Annotated in this window: 26 protein-coding genes; 9 read left to right on the top strand and 17 right to left on the bottom strand. The window is 38.9% G+C overall.

Annotated elements, in window-relative coordinates; all coding sequences use genetic code 11:
* Positions 1-37 precede the first annotated feature (37 nt).
* Together ACFSKL_RS05550 and rbfA are read right to left on the bottom strand one after the other, a co-directional pair.
* Positions 38-1,261 carry an ABC transporter permease gene (locus ACFSKL_RS05550; RefSeq protein ID WP_376884211.1) on the bottom strand — a complete coding sequence of 408 codons (1,224 nt, stop codon included), beginning with the start codon at positions 1,259-1,261 and terminating at the stop codon, positions 38-40.
* An 18-nt stretch (positions 1,262-1,279) separates the two neighbouring features.
* The gene (gene rbfA, locus ACFSKL_RS05545) at positions 1,280-1,660 is read right to left on the bottom strand and encodes a 30S ribosome-binding factor RbfA (protein ID WP_376884209.1); all 381 of its coding nucleotides are present in this window, start codon (positions 1,658-1,660) and stop codon (positions 1,280-1,282) included.
* Positions 1,661-1,789: 129 nt separating this feature from the next.
* On the opposite strand from rbfA, the gene ACFSKL_RS05540 reads away from it, so the two are divergent.
* The 3 genes from ACFSKL_RS05540 (at position 1,790) to ACFSKL_RS05530 (ending at position 4,922) form a co-directional block, all read left to right on the top strand.
* Complete coding sequence (locus tag ACFSKL_RS05540) at positions 1,790-3,154, top strand: hypothetical protein (RefSeq protein ID WP_376884207.1); 1,365 nt, start codon at positions 1,790-1,792, stop codon at positions 3,152-3,154.
* Between the two features lie 435 nt (positions 3,155-3,589).
* Positions 3,590-4,081: a TlpA family protein disulfide reductase gene (locus tag ACFSKL_RS05535; protein ID WP_376884205.1), complete on the top strand. Its 492-nt coding sequence runs from the start codon at positions 3,590-3,592 to the stop codon at positions 4,079-4,081.
* A 217-nt stretch (positions 4,082-4,298) separates the two neighbouring features.
* On the top strand, positions 4,299-4,922 hold the full coding sequence (locus ACFSKL_RS05530; protein WP_376884203.1) for a thioredoxin family protein: 624 nt from the start codon (positions 4,299-4,301) through the stop codon (positions 4,920-4,922).
* 218 nt (positions 4,923-5,140) lie between these two features.
* Here ACFSKL_RS05530 and ACFSKL_RS05525 read toward each other — a convergent pair whose 3' ends face one another.
* The 3 genes from ACFSKL_RS05525 to ACFSKL_RS05515 all read right to left on the bottom strand — a co-directional run bounded on the left by ACFSKL_RS05525 (position 5,141) and on the right by ACFSKL_RS05515 (position 8,396).
* Complete coding sequence (locus tag ACFSKL_RS05525) at positions 5,141-6,493, bottom strand: FAD-dependent oxidoreductase (protein ID WP_376884201.1); 1,353 nt, start codon at positions 6,491-6,493, stop codon at positions 5,141-5,143.
* A gap of 24 nt (positions 6,494-6,517) precedes the next feature.
* Positions 6,518-7,807: a kynureninase gene (gene kynU / locus ACFSKL_RS05520; RefSeq protein WP_376884199.1), complete on the bottom strand. Its 1,290-nt coding sequence runs from the start codon at positions 7,805-7,807 to the stop codon at positions 6,518-6,520.
* A gap of 76 nt (positions 7,808-7,883) precedes the next feature.
* Complete coding sequence (locus ACFSKL_RS05515; protein ID WP_376884198.1) at positions 7,884-8,396, bottom strand: 3-hydroxyanthranilate 3,4-dioxygenase; 513 nt, start codon at positions 8,394-8,396, stop codon at positions 7,884-7,886.
* Positions 8,397-8,572: 176 nt separating this feature from the next.
* Here ACFSKL_RS05515 and ACFSKL_RS05510 point away from each other — a divergent pair, with 176 nt between their 5' ends.
* Positions 8,573-9,562, top strand: a complete 990-nt coding sequence (locus ACFSKL_RS05510) for a dipeptidase (protein ID WP_376884196.1) — start codon at positions 8,573-8,575, stop codon at positions 9,560-9,562.
* An 87-nt stretch (positions 9,563-9,649) separates the two neighbouring features.
* Here ACFSKL_RS05510 and ACFSKL_RS05505 read toward each other — a convergent pair whose 3' ends face one another.
* Both ACFSKL_RS05505 and ACFSKL_RS05500 read right to left on the bottom strand, forming a co-directional pair.
* On the bottom strand, positions 9,650-9,919 hold the full coding sequence (locus ACFSKL_RS05505) for a Txe/YoeB family addiction module toxin (protein WP_376884194.1): 270 nt from the start codon (positions 9,917-9,919) through the stop codon (positions 9,650-9,652).
* Positions 9,916-10,170 carry a DUF2683 family protein gene (locus tag ACFSKL_RS05500; RefSeq protein ID WP_376884192.1) on the bottom strand — a complete coding sequence of 85 codons (255 nt, stop codon included), beginning with the start codon at positions 10,168-10,170 and terminating at the stop codon, positions 9,916-9,918. The genes ACFSKL_RS05505 and ACFSKL_RS05500 overlap by 4 nt, the downstream gene beginning before the upstream one ends.
* A gap of 110 nt (positions 10,171-10,280) precedes the next feature.
* Between ACFSKL_RS05500 and ACFSKL_RS05495 the strand changes: the two genes are divergently transcribed.
* A complete protein-coding gene (locus ACFSKL_RS05495; protein WP_376884190.1) occupies positions 10,281-10,898 on the top strand; it encodes a thiamine pyrophosphokinase in 618 nt (205 codons plus the stop codon).
* A 22-nt stretch (positions 10,899-10,920) separates the two neighbouring features.
* Here the strand turns inward: ACFSKL_RS05495 and ACFSKL_RS05490 are convergent, their stop codons facing one another.
* The 4 genes from ACFSKL_RS05490 to ACFSKL_RS05475 form a co-directional block, all read right to left on the bottom strand.
* Complete coding sequence (locus ACFSKL_RS05490; protein ID WP_376884188.1) at positions 10,921-12,186, bottom strand: sensor histidine kinase; 1,266 nt, start codon at positions 12,184-12,186, stop codon at positions 10,921-10,923.
* A gap of 71 nt (positions 12,187-12,257) precedes the next feature.
* On the bottom strand, positions 12,258-12,932 hold the full coding sequence (locus ACFSKL_RS05485; RefSeq protein ID WP_376884186.1) for a response regulator transcription factor: 675 nt from the start codon (positions 12,930-12,932) through the stop codon (positions 12,258-12,260).
* The gene (locus ACFSKL_RS05480) at positions 12,929-13,756 is read right to left on the bottom strand and encodes a hypothetical protein (RefSeq protein WP_376884184.1); all 828 of its coding nucleotides are present in this window, start codon (positions 13,754-13,756) and stop codon (positions 12,929-12,931) included. Before ACFSKL_RS05480 ends, ACFSKL_RS05485 begins: the two co-directional genes overlap by 4 nt.
* A gap of 106 nt (positions 13,757-13,862) precedes the next feature.
* Entirely contained in the window at positions 13,863-14,342 is a 480-nt protein-coding gene (locus ACFSKL_RS05475; protein ID WP_376884183.1) for a hypothetical protein, read from the bottom strand.
* A 109-nt stretch (positions 14,343-14,451) separates the two neighbouring features.
* On the opposite strand from ACFSKL_RS05475, the gene ACFSKL_RS05470 reads away from it, so the two are divergent.
* The gene (locus ACFSKL_RS05470) at positions 14,452-14,616 is read left to right on the top strand and encodes a hypothetical protein (protein WP_376884181.1); all 165 of its coding nucleotides are present in this window, start codon (positions 14,452-14,454) and stop codon (positions 14,614-14,616) included.
* Positions 14,617-14,799: 183 nt separating this feature from the next.
* Here ACFSKL_RS05470 and prmC read toward each other — a convergent pair whose 3' ends face one another.
* From prmC to ACFSKL_RS05455, 3 genes are read right to left on the bottom strand one after another with little or no spacing between them, the layout of a single operon-like run.
* Positions 14,800-15,636, bottom strand: a complete 837-nt coding sequence (gene prmC / locus ACFSKL_RS05465) for a peptide chain release factor N(5)-glutamine methyltransferase (RefSeq protein ID WP_376884179.1) — start codon at positions 15,634-15,636, stop codon at positions 14,800-14,802.
* A 23-nt stretch (positions 15,637-15,659) separates the two neighbouring features.
* On the bottom strand, positions 15,660-16,016 hold the full coding sequence (locus ACFSKL_RS05460; protein ID WP_376884178.1) for a magnesium citrate secondary transporter: 357 nt from the start codon (positions 16,014-16,016) through the stop codon (positions 15,660-15,662).
* The gene (locus ACFSKL_RS05455; protein ID WP_376884177.1) at positions 16,016-16,300 is read right to left on the bottom strand and encodes a hypothetical protein; all 285 of its coding nucleotides are present in this window, start codon (positions 16,298-16,300) and stop codon (positions 16,016-16,018) included. Before ACFSKL_RS05455 ends, ACFSKL_RS05460 begins: the two co-directional genes overlap by 1 nt.
* A 157-nt stretch (positions 16,301-16,457) precedes the next feature.
* Here ACFSKL_RS05455 and ACFSKL_RS05450 point away from each other — a divergent pair, with 157 nt between their 5' ends.
* A complete protein-coding gene (locus ACFSKL_RS05450; RefSeq protein WP_376884175.1) occupies positions 16,458-17,648 on the top strand; it encodes an RsmB/NOP family class I SAM-dependent RNA methyltransferase in 1,191 nt (396 codons plus the stop codon).
* Between the two features lie 207 nt (positions 17,649-17,855).
* Complete coding sequence (locus tag ACFSKL_RS05445) at positions 17,856-18,884, top strand: phenylalanine--tRNA ligase subunit alpha (RefSeq protein WP_376884173.1); 1,029 nt, start codon at positions 17,856-17,858, stop codon at positions 18,882-18,884.
* 288 nt (positions 18,885-19,172) lie between these two features.
* On the opposite strand, the gene ACFSKL_RS05440 is transcribed toward ACFSKL_RS05445, so the two are convergent.
* The 3 genes from ACFSKL_RS05440 to ACFSKL_RS05430 all read right to left on the bottom strand — a co-directional run bounded on the left by ACFSKL_RS05440 (position 19,173) and on the right by ACFSKL_RS05430 (position 24,459).
* On the bottom strand, positions 19,173-22,049 hold the full coding sequence (locus tag ACFSKL_RS05440; RefSeq protein ID WP_376884171.1) for a type I restriction endonuclease subunit R: 2,877 nt from the start codon (positions 22,047-22,049) through the stop codon (positions 19,173-19,175).
* A gap of 426 nt (positions 22,050-22,475) precedes the next feature.
* Positions 22,476-22,937, bottom strand: coding sequence for an IS200/IS605 family transposase (gene tnpA, locus ACFSKL_RS05435; protein ID WP_376884168.1), 462 nt, complete (start codon positions 22,935-22,937; stop codon positions 22,476-22,478).
* A gap of 595 nt (positions 22,938-23,532) precedes the next feature.
* Positions 23,533-24,459: a tyrosine-type recombinase/integrase gene (locus ACFSKL_RS05430; protein ID WP_376884166.1), complete on the bottom strand. Its 927-nt coding sequence runs from the start codon at positions 24,457-24,459 to the stop codon at positions 23,533-23,535.
* Positions 24,460-24,860: 401 nt separating this feature from the next.
* Here ACFSKL_RS05430 and ACFSKL_RS05425 point away from each other — a divergent pair.
* A partial coding sequence (locus tag ACFSKL_RS05425) for a restriction endonuclease subunit S domain-containing protein (RefSeq protein WP_465252690.1) occupies positions 24,861-25,259 on the top strand: 399 nt, incomplete at its 3' end.

Below are 25,259 nucleotides of genomic sequence, written 5' to 3'. Positions count from 1 at the left end.
TGGCTATTGGTGAGTAAGAGGATATATATGAAAGATACTATAGATCCGTTGATTTCACTTTGGAGGCAATTACCGCTGGCCTATAGGATGCTACAAATGTGATGGCGATCACAGCGATGCTTGTCCACAAGAAATCCGTCCAGATCATTTTCACTGGATAACTTTCTATCACGGAAGAGCTGATCCCCAATGTTATAATGCCAAAGGTGTCTTGGATCAGACAAAAAATGAAACCCAATACCAGACCAATGACGGCCCCTGAAAAGGCAATGATTGCCCCTTGTTTCAAATAGATCTGTTTTATCAGCTTGGTCTTGGCGCCCATAGCAACCAATACAGCCGTATCCTTCTTTTTTTCTATGGCCATCATAGACAGTGAGAAGAAAATATTAAAAGATGCTACTGCAAGGATAAAACTCAAAGTGATGAAAACAAAAAGCTTCTCGATTTGGATAGTCCTGAGAAGTCCGGCATGCTGTTCATCCGTATCTTTGACCGTAAAGTCCTCACCCAAAGCTGCTTTCAGTCTTTTCTTTACAGAAGAAATCCGCTGCCCTTCACGGACTTTGATTTCTATCGAACTCAGTTTTTCTCCGTAATTCAGCAAGTCTCGCACAAAACCAATAGGGGCGATGATATAATTGTCATCAAATTCTTTGTCGATGCTGAAAAATGTGGAGGGTTTGATTACATTTCTGGAATAGAGCTGCCTAGGATCCAAAGTGCCAGCGTTTCTGGGGGCTTTTGGATAAAAAACCTGCAACAACTCGAATTCATTTTCTATATCTATCGAAAGGTAAAAACCAACGCCCTGACCGATGATGGCCCTGGGTTGGGAGTCAGTCCCCAGGTCAAGTTTTCCCGAGACATATCCTTCCTGAAATCTCCCGTGGTCTAAATAGTTCCCCGATACCCCCTTCAACCTGGCAAGGTGCTGGTAATCTTTATATTTGAAAAGGGCATTGTCTTCTATGACCTCGGTAACTATCTCTACCCCCTCGACATGGTTGATTTTTGACAGGAATTCACTGTCTACAACGAAGGACTTCCCCTGAACAGCTTCTATCTTCAGCTCAGCATCAAATGAGGCATACAACCCCCTCACCAAATCCTCCAGGCCGTTGAAAACAGAAAGCACGATCACCAATGCCATCGTACCAATCGCTACTCCAACCATGGAGATCCGGGATAAGATGGTGATAAAATTCCGTTTCTTTTTGCTACGGAAATATCTTGACGCTATGAAAAAGGAGAGGTTCAAGAACTTAGTTGTTTGGAATTAATCTTCCTCCTCCCCATCTTCCTCTGAAGCCTCAGGAATATCCAACGAGGATATTACCTTGTCCATATGCTGGGCATATGAAGCGGATTCATCCATAAAAAACGCCAACTCAGGAATGATCCTTACACTTTTTCCAATCCTCTTGCCCAGATACTTACGGATTTCTTTTTTGTGCTCATTGATCTTCTCAAAAAGTTCTTGGTTGTTTGCCAGCAGCAAGCTCAGATTAATCTTTGCCACACTTAAATCCGGACTCATACCCACCCTGACTACAGTGACCATTGCATTGCCTACCAATAGCTTAGCCTCTTTCTGAAAAATTTCCCCAAGTTCCTTTTGAATCAACTTAGAATATTTTTGTTGTCTTTTACTTTCCATAATGATAATAGTTGGTACAAATTTAGTGAATTAAATGAGTAACCTTTAATTTCGTGGGGTATGAATGTCACACCTTTTAACATCAACTAGATTTTGCTCCGTTTTTTTAGAATCAATGATCCCTTTCGCATGATTGGAATCCTGCTCATACTTGTCGTTTTGAGTAGTATTTACTATTGGGTATTGAAGGCTCCCATGATACAGCCAGAGCTCATATGGATGCTCGCGGGAGAGCGTCTTGCGAGTGGCTTCCACATGTACAAGGATGTCGTCGATGACACTGGCCCACTGTCAGCTGGGGTCTATTGGATCATCCATCTGGTATTTGGCAAAAACTTGTTTATATATAAATTCATTGCTGGGATTGTGATCCTTTTCCAGGTGGCTTATATCAATTCCCTATTTATCCAATACAAATCATTTGAAGAAAATACCTATATACCTGCTGCAGTGATGATTGTCCTGTTTCATCTTTCTTTCGATTTTTTGACAATCTCGCCAGCCTTGATGGGCAGTACATTTATAGTTTTGGCACTGGGACAGTTATTCTCCCAGACAGTTTTACAAAAAGAGGGGTCTGATTCGGTATTGTTGGTAGGGGTTTTTGGTGGGATTGCCACTTGCTTCCACTTTCCTTTGGTGATCTTTTTGCCCTTTTTGATAGTTGCTGGAATAGCGGTGAGCGGATTTTCTTTCAACCAATTCGTCTTGTCTTTGATTGGTTATTTCCTTCCTATCGTCTTCTGTGGATTGTATTATTTTTGGATGGATGCTTTGCCTGAATTTATATTCGAATATTTCTTCGCAACCCGAATCATCGATATCTATTCTCATGTGGGATTCATGGACGTGGTCGTGTTGTTTGCATTGCCGATCCTATTGGCCCTCTTTGGGTATTTTGTAGGGGCATGGTTCAAATTGATCACGGTCAACCAGCAAAAGCAGAGGCAATTGATTGTGATATTTTTGGTTTTTGCCATTTCCTCTATTTTTCTTACCAATAGAAGTACTCCCTATCAGTGGATAATTTTGATTCCTGCGTTGACTTATTTTATTAGCCAAATCTTCATCTACCTGACTCATGCCAAAGCGCTCAATGTCTTAGCTGTTGTTTTCTTTATTGGTGTGCCGTTGGTTGGGTACTCTTGGTTGGCTTATCAGAAAAATTCGGGAAATCTTCGCTCCTATGAAGTCAAGTACCAGGAAAAGCACAAGATAACGGCAGGAAAAAGAATCCTTGTGCTTGGAGACGATATCGCCTATTACAAAGAAGCCAGTTTAGCTACCTCTTATCTCAACAGCAAATTGTCCAACAGGATCCTGAAGGATTTCGATGATTTTGCCGATATGGCCAGTGTATACCAAGAGTTTTTGACAGAAAGGCCCGAGGTTATCATTGATCAGGAAAGTGCCTTTGAAAACCTCATTAAGAGGATTCCCTTGTTGGAAAATTTATATCAAAAAAGTGGGGAAGATGTATATTTACTGAGATAGGGTTTAGGCCTCACGGAAGTTGAATGTCCAGAGCAGACCCTTATTGAAAAATAATATTCTGTTTTTGAATTTATCCACCTTGGAAAAACATGTGTAAATTTTAATAATCTCATTTACAGCATATTATCCACAAATACTATTGTTTTATCAAGTTCATAAGTGATTGGTAGTCAGTGTGATGAAGTGTTACGGAATAGTGTTGTGGATAACTTTTTGTAATTGTGGATAAAAAACACTTGCTTTTTTACTTGTTGACATACGTCGTTTTTTAAAGGTTTTTGATGAGTGGTCAAACAAATTTGGCATTGATTCGTAGTTCTTTTACGGCTAAAATATTGTATTCCGAATAGAAGAAAATTTGGCTGTTCATTTATAACTTAGAACAACATTCAGGTACTGCTTGATTGTTTCTATATAACAAGCACAACAATAAAAATGAAAGGCTACCTACATGCATATGTTTTCCCTATTCTCCTAGGTTGTTTTCTTGCTTCCGCACCGAGTACAGAATCCAATCTTGAGGATTTCAGGATTATTACATTTGAGGAATTTGAAGGCATGATGACAGAACCATCAGAAAAAATCAGGGTCTTTAATTTTTGGGCAACTTGGTGTGCTCCTTGCGTAAAGGAGATGCCCTATTTTGAAAGTGTGGCTGCCGACAATGGAGATTTGGAGTTGGTGTTCATATCAATGGATGACAGTCGAAATCCTGAAAGGGTCACGAGCTTTATGGGAAAAAGAGGAATCCAAAACCCAGTATACTTATTGAATGATGTGGATTATGACAAATGGATCAATAAAGTAAGTCCCAAGTGGTCTGGAGCAATCCCTGCAACACTATTTATCAAACCTAATGGAGAGAAAGTGTTCCATGAAGGGGAAGTGTCTGAAGAAGAGCTCCTGTCATTGATATCAAGCCTTTAGATTTAAAATAATATGATTATCTGCTACTTTGCCAGTAAATAAATACCAAGGGCATAATGTTACTGATAATCTTCAACTACGCCAAGGCGCACGAATGTCAACGGTTAACAACATCAACATACTGGATGGATCCTTTGTTGAGGATGGTCTATAGGTCTACTGGCAAGGAAGCGTATATCCACATAAAATAATTTATCACTTATAAACCTTAAATAAAATGAAAAAATTGATCATGATACTATTGGGAGGGATGTTGCTCTACTCACTTCCCAATGCGGTTTTGGCGCAAAATGCAGGTTACCAGATTGGTGATGCTGCCACGGATTTCAAACTCCAAAGCGTAGATGGTGAATGGGTGTCTATATCAGGTATCAGTGGTGCAAAAGGTGCAATAGTTATATTCTCTTGCAATACCTGCCCCTATGTAGTGGCATATGAAGACAGGATGATTGCCCTGCATGAGAAGTTTGCTTCAAAAGGATACCCTGTAATTGCCATCAACTCCAACGATGCGAAATTAAGTCCAGGGGATAGTTTCGATAAAATGAAGGAAAGGTCAAATGACAAAAACTTCCCTTTTCACTATGTTTACGACCAATCACAGGAAATCATAAAAGCATATGGAGGCACAAGGACTCCCCATGTATATCTACTCAACAAGGAAGGTGATGAGCTTATTGTGAAATATATCGGGGCTATTGACAACAACTACCAGAATCCTTCCGCAGTCACAGAAAAGTACGTAGAAAATGCAATGAATGCATTGTTGTCTGGGGAAAAAATAGCTTTGGAGACAACCAAAGCTATAGGATGCACTATAAAATGGACTAAAGCCGATTAAAGTCTGGCATATTTTAAAAGCAGCTTGTTTTCTCAAAATACAAATGTGAAAATTGAACCAACCACAAAAATGGGAAGAAGAAAAAGGCTAAAGAGGTTGATCCTTTAGCCTTTTTCTCTTCCCTTCTTGCTTTTGTAGGGTGGTTGCCCAAATAATATATGGTTAGGCAGTCACAAAATCAACTTTTAAGACAGCCCTTTTTTGGTTTTTTCATAAACTTAGACTGCTTTTGTAGCATCCATCTGGTCTATGATATCACCGTAGTCCAGCTTATCCCAGTTTTGGGTAATCAAAGGGTTTGCCATGACCTTATTCATAATCGATTCCTGCAATTTACCTTGTGCATAGGCTTCCGAGTAAGGAATGTCTGAAAATGTCACCATGGTATATAGTGGGATCCAATCCTTTGGATACAAGGCATGGAGCTTCGCCTCGATCTTTTTTCTGATCAAGAATTTGGGATCAGAGACTGCGTCCCGCATTTCCACAAAATTCTCAAGTGCCAACTGACAGATAGCATCTGTATCAGGTTTTCTGATTTTTTGAAACTTCGCAAAAACCAAATCCCATGCAGTAGTTCCAAATTTATCAATCAAACCATCCAATATAAAGCAATCTTCAAAACCACAGTTCATCCCCTGACCATAAAAAGGAACCATCGCATGTGATGCATCCCCAATCAATAATGCCCGCTCATGTACCCAAGGAAAACATTCGATATTGATCAATGCTGAAGTTGGGTTTTTGAAATACTCTACCGCAAGGTTAGGCATTAGACGAAACGCATCATCAAAATATGTCTTGAAGACACTTTTGACATCTACTTCATCGTTGATTTTGTCAAAACAAACCTTTGTTCCCTCAAATGGTAAAAACAAGGTACATGTAAATGATTTGTCCGGATTGGGCAGTGCTATCAGCATGAATTTCCCCCTCGGCCAAATATGAAGCGCATTGGGATCCATGGCAAACTCGCCCTCAGCTGTTGCGGGGATTGTCAACTCTTTGTATCCATGGGAGATATATTCCTGCTTGTAATTAAACCTTCCTTGCTTTTGCATCGCCATCCTCAAGGAACTGTACGCTCCATCTGCACCGATGATTATATTCGAAAGGACCTGCTTTCTATCTTCCCCTTGTGTAAAATGCAATTCCCCCTTGCTGAGATTGACATGGTCACATCTATGGCCAAAATTCAATTTCACCCCTTCTTTTTCAGCTTCGTCAATCAGTACCCTGTTGAACCTGCCTCTTGAGATTGAGTAGATAGCTTGGTCTTCTTTGCCATAGGGGATAAATGTAGTCTTTCCATGTTCATCATGAACCCTTCTTCCATACATCGGTATGGCCAAAGGCATGATTTTATCCTTTAAACCAATTTTATCCAATGCTTTCCAACCCCTATCACTCAAAGCCATGTTGATCGAACGACCTTCTTCTTTATATTGTGATTGTCTGTTGTCTTGCCTTTTTTCAAATACTGAAACATCAAGGCCTCTTTTTTTCAAATAAATACTCAAAAGAGATCCAATTAATCCAGCACCTAAGATGCTAATATCATTTTTATCCATCACTTCCATTTCAATGCCCTACTTTTATGCAAACTTTAGGAGAGACTGTTTCAGGACTTGGGCAAACCTGAAGACATCTGTAAAACTGTTGTACAAGGGGGTCGGAGCAATCCTGATAACATTCGGATGTCTCCAATCACCTACTATACCATTTTGGTACAGTTCGTCAAACACCGCTTTACCTCCTTTATGAACGAGCAAAGATAACTGACAACCTCTTTCGTTCTTGTTTTTTGGTGTAATTATTTCTATTACACCGCTTTTTCCACTTATATTCTGAATCAAAAACTCCAAATATCCAGTTAAAGTTTCGCTTTTCTTCCTTAAATTCCCAATTCCTGCTTCCAAGAAGATATCCAATGATGCCTGATGGGCTGCCAATGCCAATACATTTGAATTGGCAAGCTGCCAGCCATCAGCCCCAAACATGGGTTTAAAACCCTTTTCCATCTTGAAACGCTCACCTTCATCATGGCCCCACCAACCTGCAAATCGGGGCAAATCTGGTTTTTCGGCATGTTTTTCATGCACAAATACCCCCGAAATATTTCCAGGACCCGAATTCATGTATTTGTAACTGCACCATGTCGCAAAGTCAACTTCCCAATCATGCAGGGATAATTGGGCATTGCCAGCGGCATGTGCCAAATCAAAGCCAACATAAGCACCAACTTGCCGGGCAGCCTTGGCTATAGCTTCCATATCGAAGAGCTGTCCGGTATAATACTGCAGCCCAGCCATCATCACCAAGGCCAATTGATCCCCATGTTCCCGAATAGTTTTCAGGATATCTTCAGTCCTCAAAGTATGTTCTCCTTCTCTGGGTGTCAATTCTACGATTACTTCATCAGGATTCAAGCCATGGAATTTGACTTGGGTTTCCAGCATATACATATCTGAGGGGAATGCACCTGCTTCTGTGATGATCTTGAATTTCTCGGCTGTGGGTTGATAGAATGACACCATCAAAAAATGGAGGTTTGATGTCAGATTGTTCATTGCCACCACTTCATGCTCATGCGCCCCAACGATCTCTGCCAGTGCCGGTTTGGATTTTTTTCGGACATGATACCAAGCATCTTCTCCATAAAAATGCCCATCAACGGCCAGATCAGCCCAATTGTCCAGCTCCTTTTGTATGTATTGCTTGGTAGTTTTGGGCTGTATTCCGAGTGAATTTCCGCAGAAGTATATCGCCGTTTTTCCATCTACTTTGGGGAAAATGAATTTTGAACGAAACTCTTTCAACGGGTCTTTTTCATCCATTTTCCGAGCAAACTCTTCACTGAAATCAAAATTTATTGGATGGGACATTTTCGTTTTATTTAGGGTTAATCCTGTTTTGTTTAGTCAATATATAGGTATGAAATTGCTCAGTTCGCTTTCTTCCTTACTTGGTCATTACCGTTCCACAGCTCTTGCACTTGGTGTGTTCTGGGTTTGACCAAAAGCGTTCCATTATTGGTGGTAATTGATTGACGATATCAGTGACTTCGGCATACTCTTCATAGAGTTTTTCGCCACAGTTTTCGCAATGCCATATAAACCCATCCCGCTCACCTGCTCTTCGATATCTCTCGAAGACCAATCCAATCGTATTCGCAGGTCTCCTCGGACTGTGTGGGGTTTTGGGTGGCAACAAGAAAATTTCTCCTTCTTTGATGTTTATGTCCTTTGGCTTGCCATCTTCCACTATCTTAAGTGTTATATCCCCCTCAATTTGAAAGAAAAACTCCTCACCTTCATTATAATGATAATCCTTCCTGGAATTGGGACCGCCTACTACCATGACTATAAAGTCTTCGTTGTCTTTATAAATCTGTTGGTTTCCAATCGGTGGTTTGAGCAAGTGTCTGTTCTCGTCTATCCATTTGGTGAAATTAATAGGCTTTGAAATAGGCATATCGAAAGTGGTTGAGTGATGAATGTTTGATTTCTTCGTAATAATTAGAGACTTATCTGTTGAGTGAGGCTTTTAGGTCATTGAAGACTTTGAGCCTCTTGACTCAAAAGAAGTCTAAAAGTATAAAAAAACTGTCATTTTTTGAGTTTCTTTGATCTTCAAATCAAATCAACCCCATGAAGACCCCAATAGTCGATACCCATTGTGATTTGCTTTCTTATCTGGCAAGTGTGCCAGGAGCCAGAGCGGACAAAACTGAAGATATTGCTTGTGCCATCCCTTTTTTGAAAGCTGGAAATGTAAAAATGCAGGTATTGGCGATATTCACAGATGTAGTTCCAAGCAGCATGGACTTCGCTGATAAGCAAGTGGCCCACTTTGAGGCTATTCAGAATGCATTTTCCACAGACCTCGAAAGAGCTGATACCGACTTTTTGGGGAATATTGAAGATCAAAATAAAACCGGAATCTTGGCGGCAATAGAGAGCGCATCAGGTTTGGCGAATGAAACTGTACCTATCCAAACTGCTTTTGAGCGATTGGATAAAATTATCTCAAAAACAGGGAGATTGGCTTACATCAGCATGACACACCACAAAGAAAATCGATTTGGTGGTGGAAATTATACTGAAGGCATCGGGCTAAAAGATGATGGTAAAAGATTGCTGGACTATATGTCAGGGAAAAAAATAGCCATAGATCTCTCCCATACATCCGATTTACTTGCAGAGGGTATTCTCAACCATATCGATAATAATAGTTTGAATGTGCCTGTGATCGCCAGCCACTCGAACTTCAGGTCGATTTGGAATCACAAAAGAAACCTGACAGATGAATTTGTCAAAGAAATCATCCTAAGAAAGGGTATTGTCGGAGTGAATTTCCTGAGAGCATTCGTAGATACAGAGGATCCAAACGGAATCTACGAACACATCCTTTATGGATTTGAAAAAGGAGCTGAAAACCAGATCTGCTTTGGTGCAGATTTCTTCTATACAGTTGGATTCCCCGATATTGGAAGGATTCCATTCTACTTTCCCAATGTGGAAAACGCCAGCAAATACCCCGAAGTCTTAGCTACACTATCTGAAAAGTTGGGACATGATCAACTTGAAAAATTAGCTTTCAAGAATGCCCAGGAGTTTTTCCTGAGAACTTGGAAGTGAAAATATCTAATTCTAAAAGTAAAGATTAGACATCAACCAGTATGTGTCGGGTTGGTCACAAAAAAACCGCTATCATTTTATAGCGGTTTAATAATGTCCAAAAGCTGAAATTACTGTGACTATGACTTTTTCACCATCAATAGAATAAACAAGACGATGTTCATGATTTATTCTTCTTGACCACAATCCAGATAGATTATTCTTCAATCTCTCTGGTTTACCGGTACCAGTCTCAGGATGTTCTTCAAGTTCGTCTAACAATTGATCAAGCTTTCTGATGAGCTTTTTATTTCCAGATTTTTTATGCCTCAAGAGATCCTTTTCGGCAATTTTAGTAAAGATGATTTCAAAACTCACAAGCCTAGCATTTTTTTGCGTTTATCTTTGCTCAATTTAACAACCTTCCCAGATTGCGCTTGCTTTACTCCTTCGAGTATATTTTCAATATTTTTTGGGTTATCAAAATACGGGTCTCTACTTGGCGAAGGGTTTTCTTTTGATACAACTTGATCTGTAACTACTTTAAAGTCAATCCGCATAGCTTCAAGCATTGACTTTACTAGATCAAGCTTTGATTTATCCTTAGTTTGAATTACGATCTTTTCCATAATATAAATTTACAAATTTTAAACGATTTTAGTTTCAAAACAATGGTTAGTAATTATTTATATTTAGGTTTGATCTTTTCATTACTTAAAAAAAAAATTACACAAGCACCATGTCTTCCCACCACTTTGTAAAAGAACAACAAGAACCAGCTTTATTGATTTTGAACACAAAAGGCTTTGGCTACGAGAATATAGCTCCGCTTTTGGAATGGTCACCTACCGTATTGGTGACACAGGAGGAGGTTCATACAGTGATTTCTTGGGGAATCAAAATTGATTTGATCATAGCGGGTATGGATTTCCAAAAAGAAAATTACATCCTATTGGAAGAGCAGTATCCAGTAAAATTTTTGGGAGTCAACAACGAGGATTATCTTGAGGAAGGATTACAATATTTGATTGCTACCAAACATGAGGCAGTCAATATCATTGGGTTTGACCATCAACAGGTTTTTGGATTGGAAGCTAAGCTTTCATTTCTTGATTTGGTGGTCTGGGATGCCCCCATGAGGTATTTTCCAGTGAAAAATGGACAGTTCAAAAAATGGTTTGCCGGAGCTAGCTTGCAGCTTCATGCGCCTGAAGGCACATTTATTGAGATTCAGGAAGAGGATGATAGCCAAATCCAGCGCATTACTTATGCTACTTTCGTCGAGGTAGAAGAAGGAACGGCTGTCTTTAAGTCAGACAAACTGTTTTGGATTGGGGAATTTGTGATGGAGGTGTAAGCAATTTAACCTCCCAGTATTTCTATAGCTCATTCACTATCGTTGGAAACTTAAAGCATACGGCAGTTCCTTTATCACTACTTGTTATATTGATTTCGACCCCTAAGTACAAGGCTATTTTGTACATAATTTGTAAGCCAAATCCAGATTTGTCTTTTTCTACCTCTTTCAAAAAAACAATCCCATCCTTCACTTGCTGCAAAAGATTCTCAGAAATCCCCGGGCCTGTATCACGTACATGAACTTCATAATTATCAACTTGGTACGCCCCACTCAACACGATCTCCCCTCCCTCAGGAGTATATTTCAAAGCATTGATCAGTGCATTTTGAATCATCATATTACAAAGAGATTCATTACTGTTTTTAGAAACAAAATCTTCGTTTCTTTCGATTTTCAAAGTTATTTGTTTGTCTTCCGCAAATGCCAACCACTCTTCACCCAGGTTTACAAGGATTTTATTTAAAGGGACAGAATCGGTTCTAAGAAATTGGGTGTTATTCACTTTGGAGATTAACAAAAGTGCATTTACCGTTTTCTTCATTTTTTGTATAGTCATCTGCATATCCAATAATTTTTCCATCTGAAGGTCACTCACCCCATCACTGGAAAATAATGTCTCTACCTTTGTTTGAAGGATGGAAATGGGGGTCTTCAATTCATGGGAGGCATGTGAAATAAAAATACGTTCCTGATTAAAGGATTTTTGGATCCTTCTCATCATTTCTGTTATAGATTGGTCTAGAAGTTTGAATTCATCCGTATTGCTCGCAATTTGCAAATAGGGAAACTGCTGTGGTTCGTTGATTTGAGAGAGTTTGTACTTGATGATTTTTTTGAAGGGAAGTAAAATCCTTTCTGTATAAAGTGAATCCAAAATAGAGGTCAGCACAAGGAATATGATCAGTGCACTTATTAGAATATTGAAAAGGATTGCCTCTATCTCTTTGATTGTCTCTATACTTCTACCGATCTCTAAAATATAATTGTTGTCTCCAAAATTGAAAGTGTGCGAATATACGCGGTAAGTGACCTTCTCTTTTTCAAGAATCCTGTCTTCCACAAAAATTGTATCTACATCCGTACTGAACTCCCAGTGTTCAAGTAAGATATATTCTTCTTTGAGAATATTATATGATCCAAAGCCAACACTTGGATCTTCTTGGGCTATAAAAGTGTCCATCCCATTTTTTGAAATAATCTCCAGTACCTCGTTCTTTTTTTCAAGGAGTTGGCTGTCAGTGTTCCGCAGTGCAAAATATTTCAGCAAGAAGGGTGCGGCAGTCATGAAGACCAAAAGGATTAGCCCTTTGGAAAGAAAGTTATATAAAAGTAATTGCCTGGAAATCCTCATGAAAATTATTTTCTGATTTTGTATCCCAATCCACGGACTGTTTCTAGCCAGTCCACATCTGCGTAAGCCCCCATCTTTTTTCTGATATTTTTGATATGTACATCAATGTAATTGGATTGATGGTCATCATCTAAATGGTCCCCCCACAAATGCTCAGCAAGTTGAAATCTGTTGAGAACTCTATTCTTGTTAATCAGAAGAAAATGGAGAAGTCGAAATTCCTTGCTTGTCATGGGAATCCCTTCTTGACCATGATATACCTCTTTGCTGTTAAGATCTATTTGAAATGACCCAATTTCTAAAACATTGTTGTTCCAGCCTCCTTTTCTCCTTGCTATTGCCTGCATTCTTGCTTTGAGCTCCAAGAGTGAAAATGGTTTGGATAAGTAGTCATCAGCTCCCTGCTGCAAACCTTCAATCTTATCATTCACTTCGGATCTTGCTGTCAAAATGATGATAGACACATCTTTTTGGCAGGTATTGATTTCATTGATCAATTCCAGACCGTCACCATCCGGCAGTCCCAAATCGAGCAATACATAATCATATGGGTTGGTGGCTAATTTTTCTGACCCGTCATCTAAATTAACGGACCAGTCACAGACGTATCCATCATTTTTCAGGAAGTCTATTATCTCGATCCCCAATTGCTTTTCATCCTCGACTAATAAAACTCTCATAACTTTTTGGTTTTTTTGATCGGAATAGCGTATGATGTCTGTAAAGTAAAGATAAACCTTTTCCTGGATTCATCGAAGCTTGGGATGTTCAGGGGATTGATATATCGAGTATGGAATTCTATATCCCAATATCCAATCCCAAAGGCAACCGGTAATACCGCTTCCCAGCTCAAAAGCTGGAATTTCTCCAAATCCTGGTTTTCTTGATCAATCAAATCGTAACCATTTTGGTAAAATCGAGAGGTCCCAGCCATCAAGGTGAATTTCGGTTCAAATGAAAGCGTGACTTTTTTGAATAATTTCTTATCAGATTCAAAATATCTAGAGTGTGAACTGCTTAGGAAATAATCTGTTTGCTCGTTGAAAAGAAACTGGGCTTGGATGTTGCTGTATAGCAAACCCCATTCCCACCCCAAGGTCCCTTGAAGAAACCCAAGGTTTTGAATACCTGTGATATCACTTTTTTCATTGACAAAAAATTGTGAGTAGCTTAGGTTTAAGTCTGTTTTTTCACTCAAGTCTTTATTGTACCCCAAACTCAAAGCATATTGCCAAGGCAATTCAGCTTGCATAAATTTTATGGTAGAAGCATTGAAGTATAATCCAGAATGGAAATAATACATCATATCAGTGGAAAATAGTGGGATATTTTCCCCAAAATCCCTTCCAAGAAAATGGAATGCATTCTGGTATTTGGCATTGATCAAGATAAAGTCATAGACCTCTTTTTCCCCGGAAACATCAGTTGAGTCACTCTCTTGAGAGATTGCAGATTTGATTATTGTAATGGAAAAAGCGAATACTAGGATTAACCTTAATTTCATGTTTTGCAAGATTTAAATAAATACCCTTTAAAGGAAAAGATAAACCAAAAACAGGCGCTTCTAAAAAGGCGCACCTGTTTAATTGGTAGTTGGTTAATTGTTCATTTTAAATTCCGCCTGGTCTACCTCCTGGAGGGGTCACTGGCCTTGCAGGTCTCTCCGGTGTAGTTGGTCTGACCACTGGTGGATTTGGTCTTGCCTGTGGTACTGTGATAGTTGGTCTGGTAGCTTGTGCTGGTAGTGCAGGCCTTACATCCCCACCCGTTCTGGCTTGGTTGGAAATTTCTTTACCCTTTTCAGCATTTGCCTCTCCCAGAGCAGCTCTTTCTTTACCTGCTTCTGAATTGGCGTTTCCCAATTCTGCCCTTTGTCTAAGCAGGGAGCTTTTTCTAGCGGCACTCGATATACTAATTCCTTTTTCTTTACCACCTTCAATGGTGGTCGCCATTTGACTTATTTCGGCTCCTTTTTCAGCCTTTTCAGGAAGCTCTGTACTTGTTGGTTTTGTTTTTTCCGGTTCTGTTGATTGGGCATAGCTAAAGCTTGCACATACAGAAAGCAGAAGTAAAATCGCTAAATTTTTCATGGTAGTATCGTTTGATTATGCTTCAAAGTAAAAGCACGAAAATGAAGCTAAAATGAAGAAAACTCTTTTCTAAAAATATTTTTTCAAAAAATAACATAACGGAACCGCCTTGCAGCTTCATGCGCCTGAAGGTACATTTATTGAGATTCAGGAAGAGGATGATAGCCAAATCCAGCGCATTACTTATGCTACTTTCATCGAGGTAGAAGAAGGAACGGCTGTCTTTAAGTCAGACAAACTGTTTTGGATTGGGGAATTTGTGATGGAGGTGTAAGCAAAAAAGTATAGTGTATAAAGTTCAAAAATCGGCTGATTTAAGCTACAGATGAATTTCAATAAATTATCTTCTCGATGATGGTGAATCAAACCCTTGACCCATAATCCACTGATCACCATTTGACTAATAACTATACTTCAAATATGGATGTCTTTTTAACTGAATAAATCATGAAGCTATTCAACCCCACACAGCCTTCACCATCCTATCCTTGCCATTTAGATCTTTCAATACTTTTACATCTGAAAAGTCAAGATCTACAAGAAGGTTTTGGGTTGCTTTTCCCAAAGCTTCATTGATTTCAAAATAGATTTTCCCGCCAGTTTTTAGATGTGATTTGGCTTTGTGTGCGATGACTTTATAAAAAACCAAAGGATCCTCATCTGAAACAAACAAGGCTAGGTGTGGCTCAAACTGCAATACATTTTCATGCATCAAGCTTTTCTCTGATTCGCAAACATAAGGAGGGTTGCTGACAATGATGTCCAACTCCTTTATAGGTATTTCTTCACGTAAAACATCTGTCTGAAAAAACGCAACTCTTGCTTCATGCTGTTCTGCATTTTCTTCTGCCACAGCCAAAGCTTCTTTACTTACATCCAATGCGTACACTTTGGAAGAGGGGATCTCAAGTGCCAAGCTGATAGGAATACAGCCCGAACCAGTCCCAATATCCAAAATGCGGAGATTCAACCGCTTGTTTTCTTTGATTATCAAATGAACAAGCTCTTCGGTTTCATTTCTGGGGATCAAAACAGAAGCATCAACCTTGAATTCCCTTCCATAAAATGGCGCTGTACCCAGAATATACTGAATCGGTTTTTTCTCCAAAAGCTGGAACAAAGCCTTTTCCAATTCTTCCGGTGCACTTTCGATGAATTCATCTCTGAGAATTTCCGATCTACCTTTGTTCAAAAAAGCTTCAAAAAGCCAAAAAACCAAACTTTCTGCTTCTTGCTTATCATAAATAGCCTGAAGTTTTTCTGAGTATTGGCTGAAGAGGGATCTTAGATTCATTGAATTTTAAAATTTGGACAAAGTTAATGTTTCCTATTGATCAATCTATCAAAAATAACCGTACCGATTCCATAACAAAATACATCCCAAATATCGGCTGTATAGATAGCTGACCACCTGGGGAGCAATATTTCAAAGAGGAATGAAAAATAAAGCCAACCTACGACCAACTGAACTTTGGTGAAACAAAATTGATTTCCCGACGGATGAATCCACCTGAATACCTGCAAAGTCAATCCCAATACCACGGGCATCGCCAATAGGTCATCCAAATACGCATGGACATAAGGAATAAAAATCCCAAATACCTTTTCTACTGCCTGATTGATCCAAAAAAGCAGGCAAGCTATGATGAAATAAATATTCTTGAATACGGACATCAGCCTGGAAGAGCAGCAATCACCCAAGCCAAGAAGGTCAAGATTGCCATATAGATGGTGTAGAAGAAATTCCCGACTTTTTTCATGCCTTTGACGAACTCAGTGTCCGTTTCTTTGATGTAAAAAATCCATTGCTCTTCATTGGCTTTTGTGTCCCGATCCCTTTGTTCTTTGTATTCTAAATCTCGACCACCCAAAGGCTTTCCACAATGTTCACACAAATCGTTGATATCTGTCGTCCATTTGGACCAATTCCCACAGTGGGGACATTTTTTCTCTCCCATAGCTCAAACTTAATCATCTTTACATTCATTTCCTCTACCTTCCAAGAATCCGCAATGATGATACCGAGAATTTATTTTCAGTATTATATTTTGAATTTTTCTCTTTTCCCCAATTCCACGCTTTTCTTCCTATCTTTGCCCTTTCAAATATACAATCATGAAGCTTCACACCAGTACAGTCCACGGGGTCATCACGGCCATTGAGGACATTTTCAAGAATAACAGATATGCAGATAAAGTCATTGAAAAAACTTTACGCTCTAATCCCAAGTGGGGGGCTAGAGACAGGGGATTCATAGCAGAATCGGTGTATGATATGGTTCGCTGGTGGAAATTGATCAACAAAATCAGCCCATCTGATAATACATTCCATTTGTTTGGGACATATTGGCTTCTTCAAGGAAACGAACTGCCTGACTGGAAAGAGTTCAAAGGAATCGATTCCAAGATGGTGGAACATAGATTCAACAAAATCCAAGACAGAGCAACGCTTCAGTCGATTCCAGAATGGTTGGATGAAATGGGCGAGAGCCTTTTGGGAGAAATGTGGGATTCAGAGATCGAAACGCTCAACACACAGGCGGATGTAGTACTCCGAGTAAATACCCTAAAAACTTCCCGTGAAGATCTCATGAACAGATTGGCTGAAGAGGGAGTCGAAACTTATGCTCCAAAAGGATATAAAGATGCTTTGGTGTTAGGGAAAAGACAGAATATTTTCAAAAACCCAGCTTTTAAAGCAGGGATGTTTGAAGTACAAGACGCTTCTTCACAGCTTGTAGCGCAGGCATTGGATGTGGTTCCGGGAATGCGGGTGATCGATGCTTGTGCAGGTGCTGGTGGAAAATCTCTCCATCTAGCGGCATTGATGGAAAATAAGGGCAGGATCCTTTCTATGGATATTGAGGGTTGGAAACTACAAAATGCCAAACTAAGGGCGAGAAGAGCTGGGGTAAGCATCATCGAACCAAGAGTAATCGAAGGAAACAAAACCATCAAAAGGTTGAAAGAGTCTGCTGACAGACTTTTGTTGGATGTGCCGTGTACAGGTTTGGGGGTATTGAGAAGAAATCCGGATACCAAATGGAAAATCTCCCCAGAATCAGTCGCAAAAGTCCAAGAAATCCAGCAAGAGATCATCCAAAACTACTCTGCGATGTTGAAACCAGGGGGAATCATGGTCTATGCCACTTGCAGTATTCTGCCAAGTGAAAATCAGGATCAGATTGCCAAATTCTTGGCTTCCGAAAAGGGCAAGGCTTTCGAACTTTTGGAAGACCAAAAAGTATTGGCCCAAGAGAGTGGCTTTGATGGGTTTTACATTGCCAAGCTTAAAAAGAAGGAATAAAAGCCTTTTTGTTGTGATTTCCAAAATCCTTGATATGTTCGTGCGATCAAATAATTGTTTGATAAAAACCTTTCAGGTTTCGCTCAATAATTTTAACTGGCAGCCAACAATCAACAAAACCTGAAAGGTTTTCGGATTTTAGGGTATAAAAAATCCGCCATTCTATCAGAATCTTATAGATTTGTATTTTCAAAAAATCTGGAGCAGATGCAACAAGAGAAATTAGATGCCATAAAGTCTGAAATAGCAGCGGCTGATGCTACAAATGCAGAACAGCTTGAAGCTTACAGAATGAGATATATCAGTAAAAAAAGTGTCGTTGGGGAGCTTTTTGCTGAAATGAGAAATGTTCCCAACGAAGAAAAGAAAGCCTACGGCCAGTTGATCAATGAAGTGAAGGTTCTTGCTGAAGAGAAATTCCAAGAATTGATTGACAAGGTAAACAACAGCCAAAAGCAGTCAAAATCCCAGGATATTGACTTGACATTGCCTCCTACCAACAATGCTGTAGGCGGAATCCATCCGTTGACTGCTACACGTCAGCGGATCATTGAGATTTTTGAGCGGATTGGGTTCAACCTTTCTGAAGGTCCTGAGATCGAAGATGATTGGCATAACTTCACGGCATTGAATTTTCCGGAAAACCATCCGGCAAGGGAAATGCAGGATACATTCTTCATCGAAAAAAATCCTGATATCGCTTTGCGGACCCATACCTCTTCAGTGCAAGTAAGGGTGATGGAAAACCAAAAGCCACCGATCAGAACACTTTCTCCAGGAAGAGTGTATAGGAATGAAGCGATTTCGGCTCGGGCACATTGTATTTTCCATCAAGTGGAAGGTCTTTATGTTGATGAAAATGTGGGTTTTGCAGATTTGAAAAACACGCTCTACCACTTTGCCAAGGAGATGTTTGGAAAAGAAACCAAAGTGAGGTTTAGGCCTTCTTATTTCCCTTTTACAGAGCCAAGTGCCGAGATTGATATTTCTTGCCAACTATGTGGTGGATCAGGATGCAATGTCTGCAAAGGAACTGGCTGGGTAGAAATCGGCGGATCAGGAATGGTCGATCCAAACGTATTGGAAAACTGTGGGATAGATTCCAAAAAGTACACAGGTTTTGCCTTCGGAATGGGAATAGAACGTATAGCAATGCTAAAATACCAAATCAAAGACCTCAGGTTATTCACAGAAAATGACGTCAGGTTTTTGAAGCAGTTTAGGTCGATGCTATAGATAAAAATGACTATCCGCTTTCTTGCACGTAGCCAAACAAAATATTGTTGGGTGAGCAATTTGAGTTTCTGTTGACTACGCCGCGGCGCACAAGTGTGAACTGTTGTTTGTTGACGAGTATCCACATCGAATAAAGTCATTTTTATCACAACGTGCAACATTGCGGATACTCATATAGATAAATGTCTTTTTTAGAATCAAAAAAGGTTTGACATTCAAGTTTTCTTTGAAAATTTGAATGTCAAACCTTTCTTCTTTTTCCCTTTATCTTCTCCAAGAGTCCAAAATCTATGGATTTGTATTCATTCCATTTATAAATGTCTCCACAAAACCCCTGATACGTTTCAAAATCCTGTCGCCTAATTTTTTACGCTGGAGCAGACTTGGCTTTTCTCCTTCTATAAGTTCCAACACTTCATCTCGGAGAGGTTCTCTTTCCGCAAACAGATAGTCTTCGATAAGTTTTTCAGTCTTCTCGGTCGATAGGTTTTCCTCTTGAATGATTTTGGTAAATTCCTTTTGTTGCTCTTCGCTCCAAAATTGATCAAATGCTGGAGAAATGTCATCAGGATCACTGATAACCCCAAGATTTTCTGAAATGAATTTCTCTATCAATTCCCGTTTGCTCCTAAGGGTAGCTTCGGTATTGAGCAAGTTGAAGATTTCATTTTCAATATTCCCCTTATCTTTCGTGCTTTGTTTAGATTTGAATTTAATCAACAGCTGGATAATATAGGTAACATTGATGGTATCCCGTCGTATCAATTCCAATTCAAAATCTATATCGTTCAGAATAGATGTTTTTTCCGGTGAATTATCGGGGTTGATTTCATCTTTCAGATCTAAGTATTTACTCGTGTAATCTGCAAAAAGCTGTTCCTCTATTTGCAAATCTTCCCAAGTAAACTCGGTATAATGACTCATCTTTTTGTGCAAGCGCATCAGTGCACGAAAAGCCAAGATAAACTGTAGTTTATCTTCTTCCGAATATAAGCCATCTACAGCATCGACCGTTGGGACGATTCCCAGTAACTTTTGGGTCGCTTCGTTGAATTTTTCAACATAGGTTTCATAAGGCTCAACGATAATTTCATCAATGGCTTCCTTGTTGCTGAACAAAGCGATTGCCTCATCTGTTTTGTCTTTCAGGTTTCGAAAACACACGATGTTCCCCTGCGTTTTATTCTTATCCAAAATACGGTTGGTACGGCTAAAAGCTTGTATCAATCCGTGATATTGTAGGTTCTTGTCAACGTATAATGTATTTAGGTTTTTACTGTCATACCCAGTTAGAAACATATTGGCAACCAAAAGAATATCCGTTTCGTGTTTAGGATGTTTTGATTTTTTGGCCACAGCATTGTAGTATTTGTAAAAGCCTTCATTGTCTTGGATATTCTGAGCTTCACCAAACATTTCGTTGAAATCTTGTACATAAATTTCCAACAGTTCCCTACGATGCGGTGTATATCCGTATTCCGCTTGAGGCTCAGCCGCTATATTGAGTTGAGAAATAACTTGTTCTTCCATCTCATCCTCGTTTTGGGCAAAACTGAAAATGGTAGCTATTTTCAGGTTATGTTCACCCTTTAATCTCTTACGTTTGAAAATTTCATAGTACTGGATCACAGCATCAATGTTATGTACACACATCATTGCACAGAATTTTCTGTTTTGTGTCTTTTGATCGTGGTATTGAATGATGTAATCTACAATGGCTTCTTTGCGCTCAGGAGCTTCAAACACTTCAGATTCGTTGATTTGCTCAACTTTCAAATCAATGATATTTTCTTTTTTCTTAAACGTTTGTATGTATTCAACAGAGAATTTCAATACGTTTTCATCACGTATCGCATCGGTTATCACGTATTTATGCAGACATTTTCCGAAAAGGCTTGCCGTCGTATTCATTCCGTCGGAATTCTTTTCCAAAATCGGTGTACCCGTAAAACCAAACAATTGAATATTGGTAAAATAAGCAACAATGTTTTTATGCGTATCGCCAAACTGAGAGCGGTGACATTCATCGAAAATAAAGACCATCCTCTCATCCTGAATGGACTTCATTTTCAATAAATTCCTACCCGAAATAGCATTGTTTAGTTTTTGGATAGTCGTAACAATAATCCGGACATTTGGGTCATTGAATTTCCGAATAAGGTCATCCGTGTTGGTAGCGGAGCTTACTGAGCCTTTGCTGAATTTATCATATTCCTGATTGGTCTGATAATCCAAATCCTTTCTGTCCACCACAAAAACCACTTTTTTGATAGCTGGAATTTTGGATAAAATCTGGCTTGCCTTGAAGCTTGTCAAGGTTTTTCCACTTCCTGTGGTATGCCAGATATAACCGTTTTTTTCTACATTATACCCGTTCAAAATTTCATTTTCAGTCACCTTTTTGATAATGCTCTCTACGGCATAATACTGATACGGACGAAGTACCATCAGGCATTTATCTGTTTCGTTTAGCACAATGTATTTGCATATCATTTTGCTGACGTGGCAGGGTTCTAAAAACGTGTCTGTAAAACCATTCAGGATGTTGTTCATTGGATTGTTTTGCTCATCGGTCCAGTGAAAAGTTTGGAGATATTGCTGTTTGTTTGTGCCGAAGTTGCTAAAATATTTGGTGTTTACACCATTGCTGATAATGAACAATTGAACAAAATGAAACAATCCTTTGCCTGCTCCGAAACTATGTTTTTGATAACGATTGATTTGGTTAAAAGCTTCCTTCATTTCCAAACCCCTTCGCTTCAACTCTATTTGAACCAATGGTAAACCATTGATGAGCAAGGTTACATCATAACGGTTTAGATATTTTCCTTCTTGCGAGATCTGATTGGTTACCTGATATTCATTCTGACACCAATGCTCTACATTCAGCAATTCAAAATACAGATTGTCTCCATTGTCCCTGATGATATGGTGCTTTTTTTCACGGAGAATTTTAGCTTTTTCAAATACCGAACCTTTGTTGAGAATATTCAATACTTTTTCAAATTCACTATCGCTAAATTTGATATGGTTGTGCTTTTCCAATTGGCTTTTCAGGTTGACCAATAAGGCTTTTTCATCAGCAATGGTGATAGATTTATACCCCAATTTTTGTAACTGGATCAGGAGTTGTTCTTCTAAAATCTGCTCGGATTGTTTACTCATATTTACAGGTCGCTCCTACGGAGCTTGATTGATGGTTAATGATATTTTCTACAAACGGTTCTGCTCCTACGGAGCTGTTTCAGCTATTCATTTTTTACCAACGGTTTTGCTCTTATCAAGCTGTTTCGGTTATTGTTTTTCCACAAACAGTTTCGCTCCTACAGAACTGCTTTGGTTTTTATACTTTCACAAACGGTTTCTCTCCAATGGATTTGATTTCGTTTAATTGCTCCGTAGGAGCATACTGTTTGTAGAACCAAGTGGACAGTAAATTACAAAGCTCCATAGGGGCGACCCGTTTTGGTTATCATTTTTTCTCTACAAACGGTTTTACGGATTTTATTTCGTTTGATTGCTCCATAGGAGCATACTGTTTGTAGCACCAAGTGGACAGCAAATTACAAAGCTCCATAGGAGCGACCCGTTTTATTCAATCCATTCAAACAAATATTTTTCATCATATTCAATCTCGAATTTAACTAGAAAATCAATGTATTCTTCTTTGAATGTTCTGGTTTTATGATGTTCTTCTTGGTTTAAAATATATTTTACAACATTATCAATCTGGCTTTTAGAATATGAAAAAGCCCCATAGCCTTCCTGCCAATTGAATTTGCCCACTACCCAATTGTTGTCATTAATATGTTTTGATGAACCTGATTTGATATCTCTCACCAAATCGGAAATGGAAATGTTTGGTTTGAGCCCCACCAAAAGATGAACGTGGTCTGGCATTGCAAATATAGAAAGCATTTTATGACCTCTATTTTGAACAATTCCCGTAATGTATTTGTGTAATTCTTCTCTTTTATTTTTTGAAATCAAATATTGCCTGCCTTTTACGGCAAATACTATTTGGATGTAAATTTGTGTATAGGTGTTAGGCATATTTACAGGTCGCTCCTACGGAGCTTGATTGATGGTTAATGATGTTTTCTACAAACGGTTCTGCTCCTACGGAGCTGTTTTGGCTTTTCTTTTTTCTACAAACGGTTTTGCTCTTATCGAGCTGTTTTGGTTATTATTTTTCCACAAACAGTTTCGCTCCTACAGGACTGCTTTGATTATTATACTTTCACATACGGTTTCTTTCTAATGGATTTGATTTTGTTTAATTGCTCCGTAGGAGCGATCAGTTTTTCTCTTCAAACATTTTCATGTGGAGCCGATTTCGTTTGATTACTCCATAGGAGCATGCTGTTTGTAGCACTTAAGGCACAGCAATTACAAAGCTCCATAGGAGCGACCCGTTTTGGTTATCATTTTTTCTCTACGAACGGTTTTATGGATTTTATTTCGTTTAATGGCTCCGTAGGAGCATACTGTTTGTAGCACAAAGTGCACAATAATCACAAAGCTCCATAGGAGCGACCCGTTTTGGTTATTGCTAATCAAAAACAATTTTGGATTGATGTAGCATGTATTACCAAATATAACAAAAAAAGGCTCTGCTATCATTATAGCAAAGCCTCGATTATCACAACTATCTCAATGCTTTGAACATCTGCTCAATGGCTTTCTTTTTCTGTTCCATATTGGGATGGACATAGAGATTTAAGGTGGTGCTGATATTGGAATGACCCAAGAGTACACTCACTGTTTTGTAATCACAATTACTCTCAATACAGCGGGTTGCAAAACTGTGCCGGAGTCCGTGGAATTTAAGCTCTGGCATATTCAATTCTTTCATCAGGTTTTTGTAATAGCTGCGATATGTTCTGGGCTCTGTAGGTTTGGCATCGTTGGTCAATACAAAAAATGACGGGTTCACAATTTTTTTAAAAGGCTTGAGGATTCTCAGCAGATCTTTGCTAATGGGGATTTCACGGATGGAATTTTTGGTTTTGGGCGTGTCCAAGATAAGTTCCGTTTTTCTTTCCCCATCTTCTATGACATAGATACGTTGGATGGTCCTATTCACGTTAATAATCCCGGTATCTGTATCAACATCCTCCCAAGTCAGGGCACAAATTTCCCCGATGCGCATTCCCGAAGAAAGGCAGATGTAAACCCCCAAGTTGCGAAAGGTAAAATGTTCCTGAATGTAGTTCATTATTTTTTTCTGGTCGGTTCGGCTAAGCACTTCGATGTTGTGTTTTTCCCGCTCAGTGGGATACTGGATGTCAAAAGGTGTGTAATCCAGCCATTTGTTTTTCGCTCCAAATTTGAGAATCATTTTCAGGACAATCAGGATGTCTTTGATGGTTTTATGGCTAAGCCCCTGTTTCAGTTTTTGGAATACAAATACTTGCACTTCTGCTTCTTCAATGTTGTATTTGTCTCCAAATACGGGTAATATGTGGTTTTCTATTAATAGCACATAAGCCGAAAAGCTTGATTTTTTTACGTACTGTTTTTTGTCTACTTTCCACACTTTTACGATTTCTGAAATTGGTTTTTGCTTGTTCATCCAAATTTGGTTTTAAGATTAATTATTAAATCATTTATTGTTTGATTGTTAAAAAAACAGATTGCTCCGGTGGAGCTAAACACATATCCGCACATAAATCTGCTACAAACGGTTTGCTTCGATGGAGCTTAAGAGAAATTCCACCGAGATGAGGTGTTTGTAGAAAATCAAGTTCAATATCAAAGCTCCAAAGGAGTGATCTCTTTGTTAATATCTCTGTTGGTATCTTTTATCGGACAACTCAAAGAAAAGCAATTAGAAATTAAGGATTTTGAATCTTCTGCATTTAGGATTTAAAATCCTTAATCACAAAAGTTCAAAATACAGGAAATCCAAACATCCCACAGCTGAGATTCCCGGGGTTTGAGGGGGAGTGGGAGGTGAAAAGACTGGGTGATTTAATGGAATTTAAGAATGGTATAAATGCTACAAAAGACCAATATGGGAGTGGATACAAATTTATAAATGTATTGGACATTCTAAATAATGAGTTCATAACACACAATAAAATTATTGGAAGTGTAAATGTCAATAAAGACATCTTTGACAAATTTCCGGTAAACTACGGAGACATCTTATTTCAAAGAAGTTCAGAGACAAGAGAAGAAGTAGGATCTACAAGTGTTTATTTGGATAGAGACAAAACTGCAACATTTGGAGGATTTGTAATTAGAGGAAAAAAAGTGGGAGAATATGAACCTGTTTTTTTGAATAAGTCTTTAAAAACTGATTTAGTAAGAAATCAAATAACATCAAGATCGGGAGGAAGTACAAGATATAATGTTGGTCAAGAAATATTA

The sequence above is a fragment of the Belliella marina genome (genome assembly GCF_042682445.1).
Classification (GTDB): Bacteria; Bacteroidota; Bacteroidia; order Cytophagales; family Cyclobacteriaceae; genus Belliella; species Belliella marina.
Note: the sequence above shows the minus strand (reverse complement) of the source record. Positions and strands in the feature narration are given on the sequence as shown.

Bases quoted from the DNA above. Each gene is read 5' to 3' on its own strand.
- rbfA (WP_376884209.1), bottom strand. From the start codon at position 1,660: ATGGAAAGTAAAAGACAACAAAAATATTCTAAGTTGATTCAAAAGGAA.
- ACFSKL_RS05540 (WP_376884207.1), top strand. From the start codon at position 1,790: ATGATTGGAATCCTGCTCATACTTGTCGTTTTGAGTAGTATTTACTAT.
- ACFSKL_RS05535 (WP_376884205.1), top strand. From the start codon at position 3,590: ATGAAAGGCTACCTACATGCATATGTTTTCCCTATTCTCCTAGGTTGT.
- ACFSKL_RS05530 (WP_376884203.1), top strand. From the start codon at position 4,299: ATGAAAAAATTGATCATGATACTATTGGGAGGGATGTTGCTCTACTCA.
- ACFSKL_RS05525 (WP_376884201.1), bottom strand. From the start codon at position 6,493: ATGGATAAAAATGATATTAGCATCTTAGGTGCTGGATTAATTGGATCT.
- kynU (WP_376884199.1), bottom strand. From the start codon at position 7,807: ATGTCCCATCCAATAAATTTTGATTTCAGTGAAGAGTTTGCTCGGAAA.
- ACFSKL_RS05515 (WP_376884198.1), bottom strand. From the start codon at position 8,396: ATGCCTATTTCAAAGCCTATTAATTTCACCAAATGGATAGACGAGAAC.
- ACFSKL_RS05510 (WP_376884196.1), top strand. From the start codon at position 8,573: ATGAAGACCCCAATAGTCGATACCCATTGTGATTTGCTTTCTTATCTG.
- ACFSKL_RS05500 (WP_376884192.1), bottom strand. From the start codon at position 10,170: ATGGAAAAGATCGTAATTCAAACTAAGGATAAATCAAAGCTTGATCTA.
- ACFSKL_RS05495 (WP_376884190.1), top strand. From the start codon at position 10,281: ATGTCTTCCCACCACTTTGTAAAAGAACAACAAGAACCAGCTTTATTG.
- ACFSKL_RS05490 (WP_376884188.1), bottom strand. From the start codon at position 12,186: ATGACTGCCGCACCCTTCTTGCTGAAATATTTTGCACTGCGGAACACT.
- ACFSKL_RS05485 (WP_376884186.1), bottom strand. From the start codon at position 12,932: ATGAGAGTTTTATTAGTCGAGGATGAAAAGCAATTGGGGATCGAGATA.
- ACFSKL_RS05480 (WP_376884184.1), bottom strand. From the start codon at position 13,756: ATGAAATTAAGGTTAATCCTAGTATTCGCTTTTTCCATTACAATAATC.
- ACFSKL_RS05475 (WP_376884183.1), bottom strand. From the start codon at position 14,342: ATGAAAAATTTAGCGATTTTACTTCTGCTTTCTGTATGTGCAAGCTTT.
- prmC (WP_376884179.1), bottom strand. From the start codon at position 15,636: ATGAATCTAAGATCCCTCTTCAGCCAATACTCAGAAAAACTTCAGGCT.
- ACFSKL_RS05460 (WP_376884178.1), bottom strand. From the start codon at position 16,016: ATGTCCGTATTCAAGAATATTTATTTCATCATAGCTTGCCTGCTTTTT.
- ACFSKL_RS05455 (WP_376884177.1), bottom strand. From the start codon at position 16,300: ATGGGAGAGAAAAAATGTCCCCACTGTGGGAATTGGTCCAAATGGACG.
- ACFSKL_RS05450 (WP_376884175.1), top strand. From the start codon at position 16,458: ATGAAGCTTCACACCAGTACAGTCCACGGGGTCATCACGGCCATTGAG.
- ACFSKL_RS05445 (WP_376884173.1), top strand. From the start codon at position 17,856: ATGCAACAAGAGAAATTAGATGCCATAAAGTCTGAAATAGCAGCGGCT.
- ACFSKL_RS05440 (WP_376884171.1), bottom strand. From the start codon at position 22,049: ATGAGTAAACAATCCGAGCAGATTTTAGAAGAACAACTCCTGATCCAG.
- tnpA (WP_376884168.1), bottom strand. From the start codon at position 22,937: ATGCCTAACACCTATACACAAATTTACATCCAAATAGTATTTGCCGTA.
- ACFSKL_RS05430 (WP_376884166.1), bottom strand. From the start codon at position 24,459: ATGAACAAGCAAAAACCAATTTCAGAAATCGTAAAAGTGTGGAAAGTA.